We start from the raw sequence: 19391 nt of genomic DNA, 5'->3' as shown, positions 1-19391 counted from the left end.
CCGTCAGCGGTCCGCCTGGCGGCGGTGATGGGCGAACCAGGTGAGCGCCCACAGGACCAGCCCGATCGCCAGGAGCACGCCCGCGATCTCGTACTGGCCGGCCGGGCGCCCCGACGACCAGGGCAGCACGAGGTAGAGGCACGTGATGGTGCCGAGCACGGGCAGGACGCGGCCCGCGCTGAAGTGCTTGAAGCCGGCGCGGTCCCGGCGCAGGACGAGGACGGACAGGTTGACGGCGGCGAAGACGGCGAGCAGGAGCAGCGAGGTGGTGCCGCCCAGCAGCGCCACGACCGGGCTCTCGGGGTCGAGCGAGACGAAGGTGATCAGCCCCAGGGCGATGACGGTGGTGAACACGATCGAGGTCTCCGGCGTGCGCCGCGTGGGGTGCACCTTCGACAGGAAGCCGGGCAGCACCCCCTGCTTGCTCATCCCGTACAGCAGCCGGCTGGCCATCAGCATGTTGATCAGCGCGGAGTTCGCGACGGCGAACATCGAGATGAACGGCAGCAGGTCGGCGATCGGGAAGCCGGGGGTGGCCGTCTGCACCACGGTGGCCAGCGGCGTCTCGCTGTCGGCGAGCCGGCCGACGGGCACCACGGCGACGGCGCAGATGGACACCAGGACGTAGATCAGCCCGGTGATGCCGAGCCCGGTGAGCATGATGCGCGGGAAGATCCGCGAGGGGTCCTTGGTCTCCTCGGCCATGTTCACGGAGTCCTCGAAGCCGACCATGGCGAAGAAGGCCAGCGACGTCGCGGTGCTCACGGCCAGGAACACGCTCTTGTCGGCCGCGGTCTCGAAGGCGACGACGCGGGAGAAGTCGGCGTTGCCGCCGGCGATGAACCACAGGCTGAGCAGGATGACGAGCAGCAGGCCGGACAGCTCGATCGCGGTCAGCACGACGTTGATCTTGACGCTCTCGCCGACGCCGCGCAGGTTCACGGCCAGGACCAGCAGCATGAAGCCCAGGGCGATGGCCAGGATGACGCCGTTGCCGACGTCGAGGCCGAAGCCGGCGGCGAGGTTCGCGGCGAAGGCGCGCGAGGCCGCCGAGGCGGAGGTGATGCCGGAGCACATCACGGTGAAGCACACGAGGAAGGTGACGATGTGCAGGCGGAACGCCTTATGCACGTAGAGCGCGGCGCCCGCCGCCTGCGGGTACTTCGTGACCAGCTCAAGGTAGGAGCAGGCGGTGATCGCGGCGACCACGAAGGCGATGGCGAACGGCAGCCAGGCCGCTCCCCCGACCTCGCCGGCGACCTGGCCCGTCAGGGCGTAGATGCCGGTGCCGAGGATGTCGCCGATGATGAAGAACAGCAGCAGGCCGGGGCCCATCACCCGCTTGAGGCTGGGATGCCCGTCGTGCGCCTGGGCGGTGCCCGCGGGGTTGATCTCGGAGGGGGCGTCCATGTGCTCGTTCCTGTCCCTCCTGCGGCCGGATTATGCACGCGCGGGCCGGAAAAGCCACTGGAAAGGCCGCCGGAGGCGGCTCCCCTGCTGTGACATATAGCACTTCAGACGCTGAAACATTGCAGACCCTGAAATTTTCCCTCTAGCCTTAGCATTGTGACCATCGTGGACAGCGCAGAGGAGCTCGGCCGCAGGGATCGCAAGAAGCTCGAGACCCGCGCGGCGCTGGAGCACGCTGCCCTGACCCTGGTCGCCGAGCGCGGCCTCGCGGCGGTCACGGTGGAGGACATCGCGGAGGCGGTGGACGTCTCCTCCCGGACGTTCTTCAACTACTTCCCGTCCAAGGAGGACGCGCTCATCGGCTCGCACCAGGCGTCCGCGGCCGAGCTGTGCGCACGGCTGGACGCCGTCCCCGCGCGGGTGCCCGTCCTGGAGGCGCTGCGCCTGATGGCCCGCGCCGAGGCCGAGCGCGTGCAGGAGCAGCGCGAGCGCTGGCTGCTCCGGCTGAAGGTGTTCGAGCAGAACCCGTCGCTGCTCCCCCGGCTCGTCGCCAGCGGCAGCGAGACCGAGCGGGCCGTGACGGCCGCCGTCGCCCGCCGCGCCGGCGTCGCGCCGGGCACGAGCGGCTATCCCGAGCTGGCCACCGCGGCCGCCATGGCGGCCTTCCGGGTGGCGATGCTGCGCTGGAGCGCCGCCGGCGGGCGCCCGTCACTGCCGGGCCTGGTGGACGAGGCGTTCGGCCAGCTCGCCGCCGGCCTGCCCAATCCCTGACCGGCCCGGTCACCCACCCCCTTCTGACCCTTCCGCAGGGCGTGCACGTCTCCGTCCTGCCGGTGTTCGCAGGAGCCTCGCGCCGCGGGGCCCCCTCCTGCCCGAGAGATCGAGGAAAGATGACAGCCACCAGCGCGCAGCCCGAGCCCGCGGCCGCTGCGCCCACGTCCAGAAGAAAAGTCCTTCAGGCACTGTCAGGGCTGATGGTGGGCATGTTCGTGTCCATCCTGGCCTCGACCGTCGTGGCCAACGCCCTGCCCCGCATCATCACCGACCTGCACGGCACGCAGACCGTCTACACCTGGATCGTCACCACGGAGCTGCTGGCCATGACGGCCACCGTGCCGCTCTGGGGCAAGATGGCCGACCTCTACAGCAAGAAGCTGCTGATCCAGCTCTCTCTGGGGCTGTTCGTGGCCGGCTCGCTGATCGCGGGCCTGACGCCGAACGTGGAGATCCTCATCGTCAGCCGCGCCGTCCAGGGCGTCGGCGCGGGCGGCATGACCGCGCTGTCGATGGTCGTGATGGCGGCCATGATCCCGCCGCGCGAGCTGGGCCGCTACTCCGGAATCTTCGGCGCCGTGTTCGGCATCGGCACCGTGGCCGGGCCGCTCATCGGCGGCGTGCTCGTCGACACCTCCTGGCTCGGCTGGCGCTGGTGCTTCCTGCTCGGCGTGCCGTTCACGATCGTGGCCATCATCCTGCTGCAGCGCACCCTCGACCTGCCGGTGGTGCGCAAGGAGGTCAAGGTCGACTACCTGGGCGCCCTGCTGATCACGGTGGGCGTCTCCACGCTACTGATCTGGTCGTCGCTGGCGGGCAACCAGTTCGCGTGGGGCTCCTGGTGGACGGCCGGCCTCGTCGGCGGCGGCCTGATCGTCCTCGCGCTGGCCGTCTGGGTCGAGTCGCGGGCCGCCGAGCCGATCATCCCTCTCGGCATCTTCAGGAACCGCACCGTCGCCCTCGCCACCATCGCCAGCGCGCTGGTCGGTGTGGCCATGTTCGGCGGCACCGTCTTCCTGTCGCAGTACTTCCAGGTGGCGCTCGGCAAGTCGCCGACGGTGGCCGGCCTGATGAGCCTGCCGATGGTGTTCGGCCTGCTGGTCTCCTCGACCGTGGCCGGCCAGCTCATCACCAGGACGGGCCGCTGGAAGGGCTTCCTGGTGGCCGGCGGCGTCGTCATGCTCGGCGGCATGGGCCTGCTCGCCACCATCGACGGCGGGACCGGCACCGTGCTGCTCGGCGTCTACATGGCGGTGCTCGGCATCGGCGTGGGCATGCTCATGCAGAACCTGGTGCTGGCCGCCCAGAACGACGTGCCCGCCCAGGACCTGGGCTCCACCACCTCCGTGCTGACGTTCTTCCGCAGCATGGGCGGCACGATCGGCGTCAGCGCCCTCGGCGCGGTGCTGGCCAACCGGGTCACGACGCTCCTGACGGAGAAGCTCGGCCCGATGGCCGGCGCCGGCGGCTCCGGCGCCGACACGCACGCCGTGCCCGACATCTCGAAGCTGCCCGCGCCCGTCGTCCGCATCATCCAGGACGTGTACGCGACCGCCACGGCGGAGCTGTTCCTCATCGGCGTGCCGCTCACCGTGCTGGCCCTGGTGGCGGTGCTGTTCATCAAGGAGAAGCCGCTGGCCACGCTGTCGGGCGAGGAGCGGCTGGCCCGCGAGCGCGCCGCCGCCTCCTCCTCCGGCCACTGACCACGCCGTCACACGACGGCGACCGCGTCGACCTCGACGAGGCATCCGGGATTGAGGCCGGCCACGACGTGCACCGTGATGGCGGGCGGCGGGTCGGCCCGGTTCCACACCTCCTGGAAGGCGGCCACACCTTCGTCGAAGGTGTGGCCGTCCACGACGGCGATGCGCCAGTGCACGATGTCGGCCAGGCTCGCCCCCTCGCTCTCCAGGATGGTCGCCAGGTTGCGGAACACCTGCCTGGCCTGCTCCCCGACGGTGGGGCCGACGACCTTGCCGTCGGGGCCGACGCCGTTCTGCCCGCCGACGTAGATGGTCTTCGCGGGCTGCTCGACCACGACGGCCTGGCTGAAGGCCGGGCTGCGGTGAAGTCCCTCGGGGTTGATGTGCCGTACGGGCATGCGCTGTCTCCTCGGTTGGTGAAACCGGTAAAAGCGGTTTCGCTGCGACACCAGTTATACTGGTTTCATGCGAGCGAGGACAACCGGGCGGCTCCTGCACGATCCCAAGGGCGGGTCTTTCTGGTTCGACGCCGGTGCCCTGTGCCTGGACTTCGCGCACACCGGCGGCGAGGGCCCCTACGCGGTGTTCGAGAGCCTGCACGAGCCCGCCGACCTCGCCGCGTGGCTGGCCCAGCCGCCGCCGGGCGCCGTCGTGACGGCGCCCGTGACCGAGAGCGAGCTGGCCGCGGCCAAGGCGTTGCGGCAGGCGATCTGGGTGGCCGCGCACGCCCGGGCGGCCGATCGCCCCGTCCCGGCCGCCGCGATCGCGGCGATCAACCGGGCCGCCGCCGAGGCGCCGCTCGTCCCCGGGCTCGGCGCCGACGGCACCAGCACCGCGTGGCAGCCGCCCGTGCGGGCGGCGCAGGCGCTGTCCACCATGGCCAGGGAGATGATCGAGCTGCTGTCCGGGCCGTTCGCCGGGCGCATCCGCGAGTGCGCGAGCGACGACTGCCCCCTGGTGTTCGTCGACACCTCCCGCCCCGGTGCCCGCCGCTGGTGCTCCATGGAACGTTGCGGCAACCGCCACAAGCTCCGCGCCCTGCGCGCCCGGCGAGCCACGGACGAGTGACGGGCCGGCGGTGGCCGGGCCCGTGCGGGATTCGCTCACCTCACATATACGTCCTGTGATAGATAGATGACAACCTGGGGTTAGCGCGCACCGCGGACAGTTCCGGCTAATGTCTCCGCTACCTGAGGAAGCCCGGGCGACTACGGAGGACCGGTCATGGGCGACTCCACCGTCGGCACGTCCCATTCGTCCGCGCGTGGAAAGCGCGCCCGAGGCCCGGGAGACGCGGGTGAGGAGCCGGAGCTGCGCCGGCTGCTGGCGGGGCTGACCGCCGTCAGGGACGGCGACTTCCGCACCAGGCTCCCCGACGACGCCGACGGGCTGCTCGGCGAGATCGCCTCCGTCTTCAACGGCATGGTGGACCAGCTGTCCCTGTTCACCTCCGAGGTGACGCGGGTGGCCCGCGAGGTCGGCACCGAGGGGCGGCTGGGCGGCCAGGCCGAGGTGCCCGGCGTCTCCGGCACCTGGAAGGACCTCACCGAGTCCGTCAACGCGATGGCGGGCAACCTCACCGACCAGGTACGCAGCATCGCCCAGGTCACCACGGCCGTGGCGCGCGGCGACCTGTCGCAGAAGATCACCGTGCACGCGCGCGGCGAGATCCTGGAGCTGAAGAACACCGTCAACACGATGGTCGACCAGCTCTCCTCCTTCGCCGCCGAGGTCACGAGGGTGGCCCGCGAGGTCGGCACCGACGGCCGGCTCGGCGGCCAGGCCGACGTCAAGGGCGTGGCCGGCACCTGGCGGGCGCTGACCGACTCGGTGAACTTCATGGCCGGCAACCTGACCGACCAGGTGCGCAACATTTCCCAGGTCGCCACCGCCGTGGCCAGGGGCGACCTGTCGCAGCGCATCACGGTCTCGGCCCGCGGCGAGATCCTGGAGCTGAAGAACACCCTGAACACGATGGTGGACCAGCTCTCCTCCTTCGCCGACGAGGTGACGAGGGTGGCCGGCGAGGTCGGCACCGAGGGCAACCTGGGCGGCCAGGCGACGGTCCGGGGCGTCTCCGGCACCTGGAAGGACCTGACGGAGAACGTCAACGTCATGGCCTCCAACCTGACCAACCAGGTGCGCAGCATCGCCCAGGTGGCCACCGCCGTCGCGCGCGGCGACCTGTCGCAGAAGATCACCGTCGAGGCCAAGGGCGAGGTGGCGGCCCTGGCACAGACGATCAACACGATGGTCGACACGCTGAGCGCGTTCGCCGACGAGGTCACGCGCGTGGCCCGCGAGGTCGGCACGGAGGGCCAGCTCGGCGGGCAGGCCCGGGTCCCGAACGTGGCCGGTACCTGGAAGAACCTCACCGACAACGTCAACTCCATGGCCGACAACCTGACCAACCAGGTGCGCAGCATCGCCCAGGTCACCACGGCCGTGGCGCGCGGCGACCTGACCCGCAAGATCGACGTGGACGCCCGGGGCGAGATCCTGGAGCTGAAGACGACGATCAACACGATGGTCGACCAGCTCTCGTCGTTCGCCGCCGAGGTGACCAGGGTCGCCCGCGAGGTGGGCAGCGAGGGCAGGCTCGGCGGCCAGGCCGAGGTCGAGGGCGTCTCCGGCACGTGGAAGCGGCTGACGGAGAACGTCAACGAGCTGGCCGGCAACCTCACCCGGCAGGTCCGCGCGATCGCCGAGGTGACCAGCGCGGTCACCTCCGGCGACCTGACCCGGTCGATCACGGTGGACGCCGAGGGCGAGCTGGCCGACCTCAAGGACAACATCAACTCGATGGTCAAGTCGCTGCGCGAGACGACCAACGCCAACGAACAGCAGGACTGGCTGAAGTCCAACCTGGCCCGCATGTCGGGCCTCATGCAGGGACACCGCGACCTGGCCACCGTCGCCGAGCTGGTGATGAACGAGCTGGCGCCGCTGGTCTCGGCCCAGTACGGCGCGTTCTTCCTGGCCGAGGAGAGCGAGCTGAAGCTCATCAGCGCCTACGGCTACCCCGCCGACCCGGAGCGGCCCACCCGGTTCAGGATCGGCGAGGCCCTGGTCGGGCAGGCGGCGCGCAGCCGCAGGACGATCGCGATGACCGACCTGCCGGCCGGCTACATCACGATCTCCTCCGGGCTCGGCAGGACCGACCCCACGTCGGTGATCGTGCTGCCCATCGTGGTCGAGGAGCAGGTGCTCGGCGTGATCGAGCTGGCCTCGGTGCAGGCGTTCACGCCGGTGCACCGCGCCTTCCTCGACCAGCTCATGGAGACCATCGGGGTCAACCTGAACACGATCGTGGCCAACGCGCGTACCGACGAGCTGCTCAAGGAGTCGCAGCGGCTGGCCGTGGAGCTGCAGGCCCGCTCGGAGGAGCTGCAACAGCAGCAGGAGGAGCTGCAACGCTCCAACGCCGAGCTGGAGGAGAAGGCGACGCTGCTGGCCCGCCAGAACCAGGACATCGAGACCAAGAACCTGGAGATCGAGCAGGCCCGCCAGGAGCTGGAGGCGCGCGCCCACCAGCTCTCGCTGGCCTCCACCTACAAGAGCGAGTTCCTCGCCAACATGAGCCACGAGCTGCGCACGCCGCTCAACTCGCTGCTGATCCTGGCCCAGCTCCTCGCCCAGAACCACACCCGCAACCTGACGCCCAAGCAGGTCGAGTACGCCGGGATCATCCACTCCGCCGGCTCCGACCTGCTGCAGCTCATCAACGACATCCTCGACCTGTCGAAGGTCGAGGCCGGCAAGATGGACATCAACCCCGAATGGGTGCAGCTGCGCAAGCTGCTCGACTACGTCGAGGCCACCTTCCGCCCGATGACCGGGCAGAAGGGTCTCGCCTTCCGCGTCACCACCGCGCCGGGCGTGCCCGCCGAGCTGCTCACCGACGACTCGCGGCTGCGGCAGGTGCTGCGCAACCTGCTCTCGAACGCGGTCAAGTTCACCGAGACCGGCAGCGTGGAGCTGCGCATCGAGCCGGCCTCGCCGTCCGAGCTGCCCGTCTCCGTACGCCCGAACGGCCCCGCCATCGCGCTGCGCGTCGTCGACACCGGCGTCGGCATCCCCGAGCAGCAGCTCGAAGTGATCTTCGGAGCGTTCCAGCAGGCCGACGGCACCACCAGCCGCAAGTACGGCGGCACCGGACTCGGCCTGTCCATCTGCCGCGAGATCGCCTACCTGCTGGGCGGCGCCATCACCGTGCAGAGCACGCCGGGGCAGGGCAGCGTGTTCACGCTGTTCCTGCCGGTGGCGCGGCCCGGGTTCGAGGTCGTGCCGGCGGAGGGCGGGGAGCCCGCGCAGCCGGCGGAGCGGGCGCCGGTGTCGGCGCGGCGGCTGCTCGTCATCGAGGAGCGGCCCCACGGGCTGCTGTCGCTGGTCTCCGAGAGCGTCGTCGGCGACCTGGCCGGCGCCCGCGACCAGGACGGGACGATGGAGGTCGTCACGGCGGCCGGCGCCGAGGAGGCGGCCGTCATGCTCACCGGCGAGCCGTGCCACTGCATCGTGCTCGATCTCAGCCTGCCCGACCTGTCCGCCTACCACCTGCTGGACATCATGGACCGCGAGCCGCGGCTGCACGGGGTGCCGGTGCTGGCGTACAACAGCTGGCGCTCGCACTCCCAGCAGGAGGTGAGCCTGGCGCACCAGCCGCTGGAGCTGCTGTCCAGCCTCGACGAGCTGCGCGAGCGCATCGCGCTGCACCTGACCGCCGACCAGCCGGGCGACGTGCTGCCCCTGGTCAGGACCGGCACCGTGAACGCGGCGGCGGCCCGCGAGATCGACAACACGCTCGCCGGGCGCACCGTCCTGGTCGTGGACGACGACGCCCGCAACCTGTACGCGCTGACGAGCATGCTGGAGATCCACGGCATCAACGTGCTGCACGCCGAGAACGGCCGCAAGGGCATCGACACGCTGACCGCCCACGAGGAGACCGACCTGATCCTGATGGACGTGATGATGCCCGAGATGGACGGCTACACGGCCACGGAGACGATCAGGGCCATGCCGCAGTACGCCGACCTGCCGATCATCGCGGTCACCGCCAAGGCGATGCCGGGCGATCAGGAGAAGAGCCTGGCGGCGGGGGCCAGCGACTACGTGACCAAGCCGGTGGACGCCGACCATCTCATCGAACGCATCCAGCACTGGATGGACCCGTCCTGACGACCTTCCGAGGAGCGGCGACGTGCACTTCCCTTCCAGCCACGACGACCAGGCGCCTCCTCCCCCCGTCCCTTCGGCCCCCTTGAGCTCGGCCGACATCACCGACCTGCCGGACCCGCCCGCCTGGCAGGACGCCGCGCCCGAGCCGCAGGACGGCGCGCCCGAGCCGCAGGGCGGTGCGGGCAAATCGCATGAGGGCGAATCGTATGAGGGCGGGGGCGAGTCCCAAGGCGGCGAGGGGGAGGGGGAGATCGCGAGGCTGGCCGCGACCGTCGAGCGGTTGCGGCGCGAGATCGAGCGGGTGCGGCGCGCCGCCGACGACCGCGCCCTGATCGAGCTGGCCAAGGGCGTGCTGGTCGAGCGCCTGCACTGCGCCCCCGCGCAGGCCGCCGAGCAGCTCGCCACGCTCGCCTCCAAGGCCGGCGTGTCCCGCCTGGAGCTGGCCGCCGACATCGTCAACGAGGTCGCCGGCGACCGCATCGGCGCGGCGGCCGAGTCCGACCCGGAGGTGTCGGTACGCCTGCGCGCCGCCGAGAGCGCCGCACTCGGGGCCCGCGACACGCAGGTGGTGGCCATGGCGCTGCTGGAGCACGCGCTGGCCCCGCTGGGCGCCACGGCGGTCGCGGTGTGGGTGGCCGAGCCGGGCGCCGCGCTCAGCCTGGCCGGTTACGCCGGTTTCGGCCCGGAGGAGGCCAGGCGGTGGCGGCACGTGCCGCCCGGCGTGCTCACCCCGGCCGGCCGGGCGCTGGCGGAGCGGCGCATCATCTGGCACGCCGACGCGAGCCTGCCCACCATCGGCCGCCTGGTCGCGGGCGGCGGCCGGGTGACGGTGCCGATGACGATGGGCGGCCGGATCCTCGGCGTGCTGGAGATCTGCTGGCCGCACGCCCTGCCCCCGCACCCGCCCCGGCTCGAACGGCAGATCGAGGCCATGGCGGAGCTGTGCGCGCACACGCTGGACGCGCCGTTCGTGCCGCTGGCGCCGCCCACCGGCGCGCTGTCGGAGGTGGTGGACCTGGCCGACGCGCTGCCCGACCCGGCGCTCGTGCTGCGGGCGCACCTGGACTCGCGGGGCGAGCCGGCCGACTTCCGCATCCGGCACGTCAATGACCGCCTCGCCGGCGGCGACGGGCTGCTGCTGGAGGCGTACCCGCTGGTGCCGGGCGCGCTGCTGCTGGAGGCGTACCCGCGGGCGGCGGGCGGCCTGTTCGGGCGGCTGCTGCACGTGCACGCCACGGGCGAGCCGTTCCGCGCCGAACGGATGGCGCTCGGCCTGAGCACGACGGGCGTGGCGGACGTCAGCCTCACCCGGCACGGCGACAGCGTCCTGATGGTGTGGCGCGACCACGACGAGGACGCCCGCCTGGCCGGCCTGCTGGAGCACGCCCAGCGGCTGGGCCGCATCGGCGGCTTCGAGGAGAGCGCGGTCACCGGCCAGATCACCTGGAACGCCCAGCTCTACTCCCTGTACGGGATGAAGCCCGGCGACCAGCCGATCCCGCTGGAGCGGCTGCGCGACCACGCCCACCCCGACGACGAGATCGCCATCGGCCGGTTCCTGCGCACGGTGCTGCACCACCGCCGGTTCGCGGCCGTGGCGTTCCGGCTGGTGCGCCCCGACGGGATCACCCGGCACATGCGGGTGGTGGCCGAGCCGGTGTTCGGGCCGGAGGGGCGGCTCATGGCGGTGCGGGGGGCGTACCAGGACATCTCCTCCCAGCACTGGACGGAGGTGGCGCTGGCGGTCACCCGCGACCAGCTCGCCGACACCGAGGAGCGCTCGGCCGCGAGCAACCGCCTGGCGCTGCAGCTCCAGCAGGCGATCATGCCACCCTCGCACGCCACGATGGACTCCTTGGGCCTGCACATCGCCGTCCGCTACCGGCCGGCGCAGAAGGAGGATCTGGTCGGCGGCGACTGGTACGACGCGGTGGCGCTGCCGTCGCAGCGGGTGCTGCTGTCGGTGGGTGACGTGGCGGGGCACGGCGTGCAGGCGGCCACCGGCATGGTGGTCCTGCGCAACGCGCTGCGCGGCCTGGCCACGACCGGCGCCGGCCCCGCGCAGATCATGGACTGGCTGAACCAGGTCGCCCACCACCTCGCCGATCGCATGACCGCGACCGCCGTGTGCGCCCTGTACGACCCGCCGACGCGCGTCCTGCGCTGGGCGCGGGCCGGCCACCTGCCGCCGATCCTGCTGCGCGACGGGAACGGCTCGGAGCTGCCGATGGTCAAGGGGCCGCTGCTGGGCGCGTTCACCGACGCCCGCTACGAGGAGGGGCAGCTCCAGCTGCGGGCCGGGGACACGCTGCTCATGTACACCGACGGCCTCATCGAGCGGCGCGACCACAACATGCGCCACGCCCAGGACCAGCTCCTCGCCATCGCCGAGCGGGCCGCCACGACGCTCGACCACCGCCTCGACGACCTGCTCACCCACTGCAACTCCGACACCGACGACGACACCTGCCTCATCGGCGTGCGCCTGAGCTGAGGCGCCGCACTCCCGGGCCCTGGGACACCGGCGCTCTCAGCCTGCGCCGAAGCAGACGAACGTGCACGCGGGCTCCCCCTCGGCGGCCGCGGCGAGCGCGTCGGCCGGGGACGCGCCGACGGACACCCCGCGGTGGTAGGCCGTCATGACCCGCTCGGCCACCGCGTCCGGCACCCGCGTGAGGCTGGAGATGACCGTGGACGTGCCCAGATGCAGCAGGGCCGCGGTGAAGCCCAGCAGCTCGTCGCCCGCCCTGACCACCGCCTGCCCCACGTCGCACGCCGACAGCACGACGTGGCCCGGCGTCCGGTCCAGGCGTTGCAGGTCGTGGGCCATGAGGGGGCCGTCGGCCAGGACCAGGCGGGAGAAGAGCACGTTCTCGCGCTCGTGGTGGCCGTGGGCGGCGAAGTGCGCGAACGACGCGCCGTCGAGCGCCGACAGGGTGGCCGACACGGTGGCCAGGCCGCCCGTGAGCCGGCGCGCCTTCGGATGCACGGCGCCCAGCCGCTCGATCTCCCGCTCGGCGTGCTCCAGGTCCGGCCCCGCGACCAGCACGGAGGAGCTGCCGTCCCGTACGAACGGCTCCGCGGCGCGCCTGGCCGCCAGCCACACCAGCGCGGACGGCGCCACCGACAGCGGCCGGCCGCGCACCTGCGGCAGCAGGCCCCACGGCACGGCCGACAGGCCCATGGTGGGGACCAGCACGATCCCCCGCGCGCCGGACAGCGCCTGCCGCAGCGGCGCCTCCAGCGCGCCGGCGATCACGCCGAGCTGCCGCCGCACCGACGCCTCGATCACCGCCTTCATCGCGGGCCGCAGGTTGCGTCCCGCCTGCGCGTTCAGGTCACCCGCCAGGCGCCGCGCCGCCTCCGCCACCGGCTCGTACGCGCTCAGCCGGTGCAGGTGGCAGCGGCCGTTCACGAGCACGACGGCGAGCAGCCCGCCGCCCACGTTGAGCAGGCTGACCATGGCCAGGTCGTCCTCGGCCAGCGCCTCCCGCACCGCCGCGACCGGCGCCGGGGCCAGCCGCTCGCCGACGCCGGGCAGCTGCCAGCCGCGCTCCCTGATCACCTGCTCCAGCTCCAGGCAGCGCCTGCGCAGCGCGGGGCGGCGGTGCCCGGCGGCCTCGTCGGCGTGCATCTGCTGGGCGAGCTGGCGCAGCTCGGCCAGCGCCTCGGCGGTCCGCTCGTCCTCGGGCGCCCGCGTCGGCCGGAACCTGAACGCCTGCGCCCGGCACCGCTCCGACCAGGCGAACACCTGCCGCGGCGAACCGCCCGCCAGCGCCGCCCGCAACCCGTGCGCCGCCAGGTCGGCGCCCAGGGCCGCGACGCCGGTCAGCAGGTCGAGGCTGCCCAGCCTGCCGCGGTGGGAGTCGATGAGCGCCAGCCCGTCCCGCACCTTCCGCAACGCCTGTCCCCGCCGCCCCTGCGCCCCGGCCAGCTCGGCCTCGGCGAGGTGCCGCATCAACCGCACGTCGAGCGGCTCGCCCCTCCCCCGCTTACCGGCCCGCCCTTCACCGACCGGCCCCTGCCCAGGCACCTGCACCGCACCGACCCCCGCCTCGCGGCCGGCCTGCGCCTCACCGCTGACCCGCCTCTCGCCGCCGCCCGGCACCTCACCGCCCGCCGGCGCCTCACCGGACGACGGCCGTCCGGCGGCGGGCGCCTCCGCCGCGCCCGGTGCCCCGGTCGGCGGCGGCACGTCCTGCCGTGTCATGGCCGGTGCGACGCCCGCAGGGGGCGGGGGCGCATCCGCAGGGGGCGGGGGTGCGCATGGGGCGGTGGCGGTGACGGTGGCGGCGGGCAGGCGGCCGGCGGCGAGGAGGGCGCGTACCGAGACCAGGCGGGCCATCTCGGCGTCGTCAGGCATGCCGAGCCCGGTGAAACGGCCCGCCAGCTCCCACGCGCGCCTGGCCACCGACCGTGGGGCGGCGCCGCGAGCCAGGTCGGCGCGCAGCCGCATGAGCTCGGCCCGCCGCGCCCAGGCCGCGCTGCCCCGGCGGCGGAAGTGGGTCTCGGCGCGCCGGGCCCAGGCGCGGGCCTCGTCGTGCCGGCCGGCGTCCAGCGCGCACTGGGCCCTGGCCAGCTCGGCCTCCGCGTAGTCCTGCATCAGGCGCTGCCGGCGGAAGCCGTCAATGGCGCGGTCGAGGGTGTGCCCGGCCTCGTCGGTCAGGCCGACGGTGAGCAGCGCGCGGGCCCGGTCGAGGGCGAGCACGGGCAGGAAGCCAGGGTTGTCGTCCTGGTAGAGCCGCTCCACCCGGGCGAACACGCTGAGCGCGGCCGGCACGTCGCCGAGCAGCAGGTCACAGTAGCCGTCGTTGTGCAGGGCCTTGGCGGCGATGACGGGGTGGTGCTGCGCCTGCGCGATCTGGGCGCTCCTGCGGGCGTCGTCCCTGGCCTGGCGGACGTGGCCGGTCGCGATGTGGATGACGGAGCGGTTGAGCAGGACTCTGGCCAGCTCGACGGGGTCGCCGTCCTGGAGCATGGGGGCGGCAAGGTCCAGCTCGCGCAGCGCCTCGGTGCTGGAGCCCATGCGCAGGTGCATGAGGCCGCGCTGGGCGTGCACGATGGCCAGCCCGGCGGGGGTGGCGTGGCGCTGGGCCTGGTCGAGCAGGGCCATGCCGAGCTCAGTGCGGCCCTGCTCGGCCTCGGCGTGCGCGAGGCTGGTCAGCAGCCGCGCGACCAGGTCGTCGTGACCGGCGTCGTGACCGGCGTCGTGACCGGCGTCGTGACCGGCGTCGTGACCGGAGGCGTCCCCGGAGGCGTCCCCGGAGGCGTCGGGCTCCTGGGGGTTCCGGCCGAGCAGGGTGAGGGCCTGGCGGAGCCGGCGGGCGGCAAGGGCCGGGCGGCCGTTGTCGGTCGCCTCGACGCTGAGCCTGTGCAGGCGCTCCGCCTGCTGGCGGAGCGTGGCCGCACGCCCGTGGTCGCGCATCCGGCCTCGCAGTCGGGGGGGCGGTGGTCAGAGGATGAGTGAGGGCGTCACCGCCAGTATCGCCGCCTGCGCCGGATCATCAACCCCTTGGCGTACGACGAGCTGCGACAGCCCGCGCGGCACCACGTCGAGCACGAACCGTCCTTGGTCGTCGGCCCGCACGACGTGGGCGCCGGCGCCGCAGCGCAGCTCGACGAGGTGGTCGCCGGGCGGGGCGAGCCAGCCGTCGACGCGGACGGCGTGCTCGTCGCGCGCGCTGACGCTGATCATGATGGTGAGGATCTCGCTGTCGAACGTGATCGTCCGGCTGTCCTCGCCGCCGCGCACGCCGGCGGGCAGCACGTCCTCCTCCTGCGGGCGCAGCACCTCGAACCCGGGCGACCCGAACTCGGGCGATTCGAACTCGGGTGATTCGAGGGCGAGGGCGAACTGCAGGCGGGCGACGAGCGTGGCGGGCACGGGATCGACGACGCGGTAGACGTTCGCGATCTCGTCGGCGAGGTGCTGGTCCTCGGGGCTGAAGGCGGGGAAATCCCCTTGGGCCGTGTTCATCAGGAGCTCCAATCCGGGTCCTTCGCGAGCAGGAGGCGCAGTTTCGCGAAGCACCGGCCGCGCGTGGGCCCGATGCTGCCCAGCGGCATGTTCAGGGCGGCGGCCACCGCGTCGTAGTGGGGGCGGGGCACGAAGGCGATGATCCGCAGCAGCTCGGCGCACCTCTTGGGCAGGCTCTCGACCGCGTGCCAGAGCGCGCGCCGCCGCTCGTCGTCCACGAGCAGCTCGTCGGGGGTGAGCACGGGGTCGGGCAGGTCGTCGAACGTGTCGTCGCCGGGCAGGTCGTCCTTGCGGGAGGCGCGGCTGACCCGCCACGCCTCGCGGCGGGCGGTGGTGACGAGCCATTCGATGAGCGCGCCGGGCACGGAGATGGCGTGCAGGTGACGCAGCAGGGTGAGCCAGGTGGTCTGGATGACGTCCTCGGCGGCCTGCCGGCTCAGGCCCTGGTTCCTGGCGGTGTGCCAGAGCACGGGAGTGAGCTCGGCGACGATGGCGTCGAGCGCGTCGCGGTCGCCTTGACGGGCCTCGACGAGCAGGGCCGCGAGCCGATCGCGGCGCTGGGCGCGCGGGGTGGGCGCCCGCCGCGGCGCGGGATCCGCTGCGGGGTCGAGCCCGGCGTCGCGGGCCGGGTCGAGGGCCGGGTCGAGGGCCGGGTCGCCGGTCATCAGATCGGTACGACTTCCGGGCGCGCGACCTTGTCGTCCATCATCGCGTCGACGACGGCCTTGGCCCGGGCGACGCGATCGACCCCCACCTGCTGCACGGTCTTGGTCAGCTCGGCGGCGACGGCGCCGGCCACGATCGGCGCCGCGAACGACGTGCCGCTCCAGGCGCAGTGCGTGCCCATGGCGTCGCAGTCGAGGGAGGCGCGCTCGCCGGTGGTGAGCGTGGCGTTCTGGGCGCCGCGGAACTGGGGCGGGAAGGTGCTGACGACCATGGCGCCGGGGGCCCGCCACCGTACGGCGGGGTGCTCGTTGCTGAAGATGGCGATGGTGCCGTCGGGGTTCTTGGCGGCGACGCCGAGCATGGGGGCGAGCGGCGGCCCCTGCACGGGGGTCTCGGAGAGGGCGGCGAGGTAGAAGGGCCGGGTGGTGGCGTAGTTGCCGGCGGCGTTGACGACGATGACGCCGCGCGCCCGCAGCTGGTTGACCTTGTCGAACAGGGCTTGCATGGCCGCGTCGCCGGTCTCGGCGAAGCCGCCGAAGGAGCAGCACAGCACGTCCACGGCCGGCCCGGCGTCGAGCAGCGCGACGAGGCGGTCGAGCGCGGCGTGCAGGGCCTCGCCGGGGACGACGCCGTCGCTGTGCATGACCTTGTACGACAGGACGCGGGCGTCGGGGGCGATCTGCGCGATGAGCCCGGCCAGCATGAGGCCGTGGCCGGTGTGGGAGTTGAGCGTGCCGATGAGGGGGTTGGGCAGGTGGCCGAGGTCCTCGTACCCGACGAGCTTGGCGATGTCGCGGCCCTGGTAGGCGGGGTGGGTGTCCTCGATGAGCTGCTGTCCGGCCGGGTCGACGGTGAGGAAGGCGTCGGGGTCGGTGACGGGCTTGAACCAGGGGTGGGCGGTCACGCCGGTGTCGAGGATGGCCACGGTGACGCGGGGCCCGCCGAGCTCCTGGAGGGTGCGGCGGCGGGGCGGCCCGGCGACGACGGTGACGGGGGTGCGGCCGTAGCCGGGGCGGCTGCCTCCGCCGGGCTCCTCGGTGACGGCGTGGCCGCTGGTGGCGGGCTCGCCGCCGAGGTCGAGCGAGCCGATCCCGCTGGTGGCGGAGCCGACGAACAGGTGGTCCAGGGAGATCTTGGCCAGGTCGTCGCGTCCGGCGAGGGTGGCGGGCGCCGCGCGCAGGGCCCGGCGGACGGCGCGCAGGGCGGGCCAGGCGTCCGCTTTGACGTCGCGCCCGCCTTCTGCGACGGTCAGGACGGCGGGCATCCAGACGGTCTCGTGGTCGTACTCCCTGCGGTGGGCGCGCTCGATGCTCTCCTGCGAGAGTCTGAGCCCGACCTCGCCGAGTGCCGCGTCGATCCATTCCGTGGCGGCCCGGTCGATGAGCAGGTGGCCGGGTACGAGGAGCACGTCCGCGCGGTAGACCGTGGAGTCGGGCCTGGTCTCGCCGTCGTCGAGGCCGACGGCCCACGGGTCGAGGATCTTGGCGCCGTGCCGGTCTAGGAGCTCCCGAGGAAGGGTGAGGCCCTGCCACGGCGGCCCGAATCTCTCGGTCTCGCCGTGCCGGGGAGCTTCGCGGATGTAGTCGATGGTCATTCGCCGCCTCCGTTCATCCCTCTGTGGCCTACGAGAGCGGATCAGGGGCGCCGATACGCACGGAAGATAACGGAACGGTCACGATCCCAGCCGTCCTGCATCCTCGCAGAGAATTCCCGCTGGCGGCCGTCCTCATGGGCATCGACGCGGCGCAGGCCGCCCCCAAGGCGACCGGGACGTGATCGCCAACCTGTGGAGCTGGAACTGGACCTCCGTGGCAAGGGAGTGCACCGCCCACCTCGGCCCGGCCGGCTACCGCGGCGTGCAGGTCGCGCCCCGCAGGACTCCCTCACCACGGGCGGCGCCGTCTGGTGGGACGTCTACCAGCCCGCCGATCACCGGCCGCCACGATCGACGCCACGTGGAAGTGATCAGGCGCCTATCGCCGCGCGTAACATCGGCAGGGCCCGTTCCAGCGCCCGCTCCCAGTAGGGCCAGGTGTGCGTGCCCGCGCCGTAGAAGTCGGTGGTGAGCTCGGCGCCCGCCGCCCGCGCCCGCCCGGCGAAGACCTTCGCCTGGCGCAGCAGCGCGCCCTCGTAGTCGCCGGTCGCGCCCGGCGGGTCCAGCGGCCCCGGCCGCCCGTCGCCGCAGGAGACGTAGAGCGGCATCCCGCCCAGCCGCGCGGCGAGGCGGGCGGGGTTGTGCGCGTTCCACTCGGGGCCGTCGGGCTCGCCCCAGAGCGCGTCGGGGTCCTCGCCGTTCTCGCCGACCAGCCGCCGCACGCCCGAGCGGTCGCCGGTGGTGTCGAGGACGCCGGAGAACGACGCGGCGGCGCGGAACAGGCCGGGGTGGCGGGCGGCGTACACCATGGCGCCCAGCCCGCCCATCGACAGCCCCGCGATCGCCCGGTCGGGCCCGGCCCCGAACTCGGCCTCGATCAGCGGAATCAGCTCCTCGATGTGGAAGGTCTCCCACTTCGGGCCGCGTACCCAGTCGGAGTAGAACCCGACCCGGCCGCCCTCCGGCACCACGACGACGGCGGGCAGCCGGTCGGTGAGCCGCTCGGCGCCGCCCTCGTCGATCCAGCCGAGATGCCCGGCGCCGCAGCAGCCGTGCAGCAGGTAGAGCACCGGCCAGGGCCCGGAGCCGCGGGTCCAGCCGGGCGGGAGCAGCACGCGTACCGGGGTCCGGCGGCCGAGCGCGCGGGAGTGGACGCTGAGCGCCTGGCCGCGCGCGCCCACCGGCTTCCGCTCGACGATCCGCACGCCGTCCACGTGGGTCTCGGGCAGCGTCGGCGCGGGCGCGCAACCGAGCGCCAGCGCCGCCAGCACCGTGGCGACGAGCCCGGCGCGGGCCCTCATGGTCCGGTCAGGGGGTCGAAGCCGCGCAGCATCATGCCCTGCCCCCGCGAGGGGTGCACGTCGTCGGCGGGCCGGTCCTGCGGGTCGCGGAACTGGATGAGCAGCGTCGTACGGGCCTCGTCCGAGCGGTTGACCCCGGACCCGTGCACGGTCAGATAGCTGAGGAAGAGCACGTCACCCGCCTCCGCCTCGACCGGCACCGCCTCCTCCAGCGGCCACCGCTCCGGCGGCAGGTGCCAGCCGCCCTCCTCGACGTGCGGCAGCGGCCCGTGCCGGTGGCTGCCCGGCACGACCCGCACGCACCCCTTCTCCTCGGGCGCGTCGTCGAAGTGGAAGATGGCCGCGCCGACCGTGTGGCGGGTGTGCGGGAAGTGCGCGGCGTCCTGGTGCAGGGGAAACGGCGAGCCCTTCTCCGCCGGCTTGACGAAGATCTTGGTGTGGTGGAGCTGGAGGTTCTCCGACCCGATCAGGGCCGCCGCGACGCCGGTGAAGCGCGGGTCGAGCATGAGCCGGCCGAACGCGGCCGAGTGGAACTGCACGTCGTGGCAGTGGCGCAGCTCGGTGGCGAACCCGGCCAGCCGCCTCGCGCTGCCCCAGGTGGGGTCGTACGGGCGTAACCGGGACAGCAGCGCGTGGCACTCCTCGCGGTACGCCCGCGCCTCGTCCTTGCCGATCAGCCCTTTGACCAGCACATAACCGTGCTCCCGGTAGAACCGGGTCATCGAAGAATCGGCCATGCACACTCCCGGCGCCGCGCGGTCCTTCCCACTGTGTGCCCGGGAAGCGGC

At 73.1% G+C, this 19391-nt stretch carries 13 protein-coding genes; 5 read left to right on the top strand and 8 right to left on the bottom strand.

Annotated elements, in window-relative coordinates:
- Nucleotides 1–3: 3 nt before the first annotated feature.
- On the bottom strand, nucleotides 4–1410 hold the full coding sequence (locus tag HCN51_RS02075; protein WP_168006096.1) for an APC family permease: 1407 nt from the start codon (nucleotides 1408–1410) through the stop codon (nucleotides 4–6).
- A 156-nt stretch (nucleotides 1411–1566) separates the two neighbouring features.
- Here HCN51_RS02075 and HCN51_RS02070 point away from each other — a divergent pair, with 156 nt between their 5' ends.
- On the top strand, nucleotides 1567–2181 hold the full coding sequence (locus tag HCN51_RS02070) for a TetR family transcriptional regulator (RefSeq protein ID WP_346433500.1): 615 nt from the start codon (nucleotides 1567–1569) through the stop codon (nucleotides 2179–2181).
- Between the two features lie 212 nt (nucleotides 2182–2393).
- Nucleotides 2394–3887, top strand: a complete 1494-nt coding sequence (locus HCN51_RS02065; protein WP_240972304.1) for an MDR family MFS transporter — start codon at nucleotides 2394–2396, stop codon at nucleotides 3885–3887.
- Nucleotides 3888–3895: 8 nt separating this feature from the next.
- On the opposite strand, the gene HCN51_RS02060 is transcribed toward HCN51_RS02065, so the two are convergent.
- On the bottom strand, nucleotides 3896–4285 hold the full coding sequence (locus HCN51_RS02060) for a RidA family protein (RefSeq protein ID WP_168006092.1): 390 nt from the start codon (nucleotides 4283–4285) through the stop codon (nucleotides 3896–3898).
- 67 nt (nucleotides 4286–4352) lie between these two features.
- Here HCN51_RS02060 and HCN51_RS02055 point away from each other — a divergent pair, with 67 nt between their 5' ends.
- The 3 genes from HCN51_RS02055 (at nucleotide 4353) to HCN51_RS02045 (ending at nucleotide 11559) form a co-directional block, all read left to right on the top strand.
- Nucleotides 4353–4955 (top strand): CGNR zinc finger domain-containing protein, encoded by a 603-nt coding sequence (locus tag HCN51_RS02055; protein WP_168006090.1) that lies wholly within the window; start codon nucleotides 4353–4355, stop codon nucleotides 4953–4955.
- Nucleotides 4956–5111: 156 nt separating this feature from the next.
- Nucleotides 5112–9065, top strand: a complete 3954-nt coding sequence (locus HCN51_RS02050) for a HAMP domain-containing protein (protein ID WP_168006088.1) — start codon at nucleotides 5112–5114, stop codon at nucleotides 9063–9065.
- A gap of 22 nt (nucleotides 9066–9087) precedes the next feature.
- On the top strand, nucleotides 9088–11559 hold the full coding sequence (locus HCN51_RS02045) for a SpoIIE family protein phosphatase (RefSeq protein WP_346433499.1): 2472 nt from the start codon (nucleotides 9088–9090) through the stop codon (nucleotides 11557–11559).
- Nucleotides 11560–11595: 36 nt separating this feature from the next.
- Here the strand turns inward: HCN51_RS02045 and HCN51_RS61020 are convergent, their stop codons facing one another.
- The 6 genes from HCN51_RS61020 to HCN51_RS02015 all read right to left on the bottom strand — a co-directional run bounded on the left by HCN51_RS61020 (nucleotide 11596) and on the right by HCN51_RS02015 (nucleotide 19340).
- Nucleotides 11596–14490: a CHAT domain-containing protein gene (locus tag HCN51_RS61020; RefSeq protein WP_168006086.1), complete on the bottom strand. Its 2895-nt coding sequence runs from the start codon at nucleotides 14488–14490 to the stop codon at nucleotides 11596–11598.
- A 27-nt stretch (nucleotides 14491–14517) separates the two neighbouring features.
- The gene (locus HCN51_RS02035; protein WP_168006084.1) at nucleotides 14518–15042 is read right to left on the bottom strand and encodes a hypothetical protein; all 525 of its coding nucleotides are present in this window, start codon (nucleotides 15040–15042) and stop codon (nucleotides 14518–14520) included.
- A complete protein-coding gene (locus HCN51_RS02030; RefSeq protein ID WP_168006082.1) occupies nucleotides 15042–15707 on the bottom strand; it encodes an RNA polymerase sigma factor in 666 nt (221 codons plus the stop codon). Before HCN51_RS02030 ends, HCN51_RS02035 begins: the two co-directional genes overlap by 1 nt.
- On the bottom strand, nucleotides 15707–17302 hold the full coding sequence (locus tag HCN51_RS02025) for a S8 family peptidase (RefSeq protein WP_168006080.1): 1596 nt from the start codon (nucleotides 17300–17302) through the stop codon (nucleotides 15707–15709). Before HCN51_RS02025 ends, HCN51_RS02030 begins: the two co-directional genes overlap by 1 nt.
- A gap of 371 nt (nucleotides 17303–17673) precedes the next feature.
- On the bottom strand, nucleotides 17674–18603 hold the full coding sequence (locus tag HCN51_RS02020; protein WP_168006078.1) for an alpha/beta hydrolase: 930 nt from the start codon (nucleotides 18601–18603) through the stop codon (nucleotides 17674–17676).
- Nucleotides 18600–19340 (bottom strand): phytanoyl-CoA dioxygenase family protein, encoded by a 741-nt coding sequence (locus HCN51_RS02015; RefSeq protein WP_168006076.1) that lies wholly within the window; start codon nucleotides 19338–19340, stop codon nucleotides 18600–18602. The genes HCN51_RS02020 and HCN51_RS02015 overlap by 4 nt, the downstream gene beginning before the upstream one ends.
- Nucleotides 19341–19391: the final 51 nt, after the last annotated feature.

Origin of the sequence: Nonomuraea composti, assembly GCF_012034275.1 — a bacterium.
GTDB classification, from domain to species: domain Bacteria; phylum Actinomycetota; class Actinomycetes; order Streptosporangiales; family Streptosporangiaceae; genus Nonomuraea; species Nonomuraea composti.
The sequence above is the reverse complement of the archived record's forward strand: the minus strand, read 5'-3'. Positions and strand labels throughout refer to the sequence as shown.

What these genes read in the sequence shown, in the direction of transcription:
- HCN51_RS02075 (WP_168006096.1), bottom strand. Translation starts at nt 1,410, where the DNA reads ATGGACGCCCCCTCCGAGATCAACCCCGCGGGCACCGCCCAGGCGCAC.
- HCN51_RS02065 (WP_240972304.1), top strand. Translation starts at nt 2,394, where the DNA reads ATGTTCGTGTCCATCCTGGCCTCGACCGTCGTGGCCAACGCCCTGCCC.
- HCN51_RS02060 (WP_168006092.1), bottom strand. Translation starts at nt 4,285, where the DNA reads ATGCCCGTACGGCACATCAACCCCGAGGGACTTCACCGCAGCCCGGCC.
- HCN51_RS02055 (WP_168006090.1), top strand. Translation starts at nt 4,353, where the DNA reads ATGCGAGCGAGGACAACCGGGCGGCTCCTGCACGATCCCAAGGGCGGG.
- HCN51_RS02050 (WP_168006088.1), top strand. Translation starts at nt 5,112, where the DNA reads ATGGGCGACTCCACCGTCGGCACGTCCCATTCGTCCGCGCGTGGAAAG.
- HCN51_RS61020 (WP_168006086.1), bottom strand. Translation starts at nt 14,490, where the DNA reads ATGCGCGACCACGGGCGTGCGGCCACGCTCCGCCAGCAGGCGGAGCGC.
- HCN51_RS02035 (WP_168006084.1), bottom strand. Translation starts at nt 15,042, where the DNA reads ATGAACACGGCCCAAGGGGATTTCCCCGCCTTCAGCCCCGAGGACCAG.
- HCN51_RS02030 (WP_168006082.1), bottom strand. Translation starts at nt 15,707, where the DNA reads ATGACCGGCGACCCGGCCCTCGACCCGGCCCTCGACCCGGCCCGCGAC.
- HCN51_RS02025 (WP_168006080.1), bottom strand. Translation starts at nt 17,302, where the DNA reads ATGACCATCGACTACATCCGCGAAGCTCCCCGGCACGGCGAGACCGAG.
- HCN51_RS02020 (WP_168006078.1), bottom strand. Translation starts at nt 18,603, where the DNA reads ATGAGGGCCCGCGCCGGGCTCGTCGCCACGGTGCTGGCGGCGCTGGCG.
- HCN51_RS02015 (WP_168006076.1), bottom strand. Translation starts at nt 19,340, where the DNA reads ATGGCCGATTCTTCGATGACCCGGTTCTACCGGGAGCACGGTTATGTG.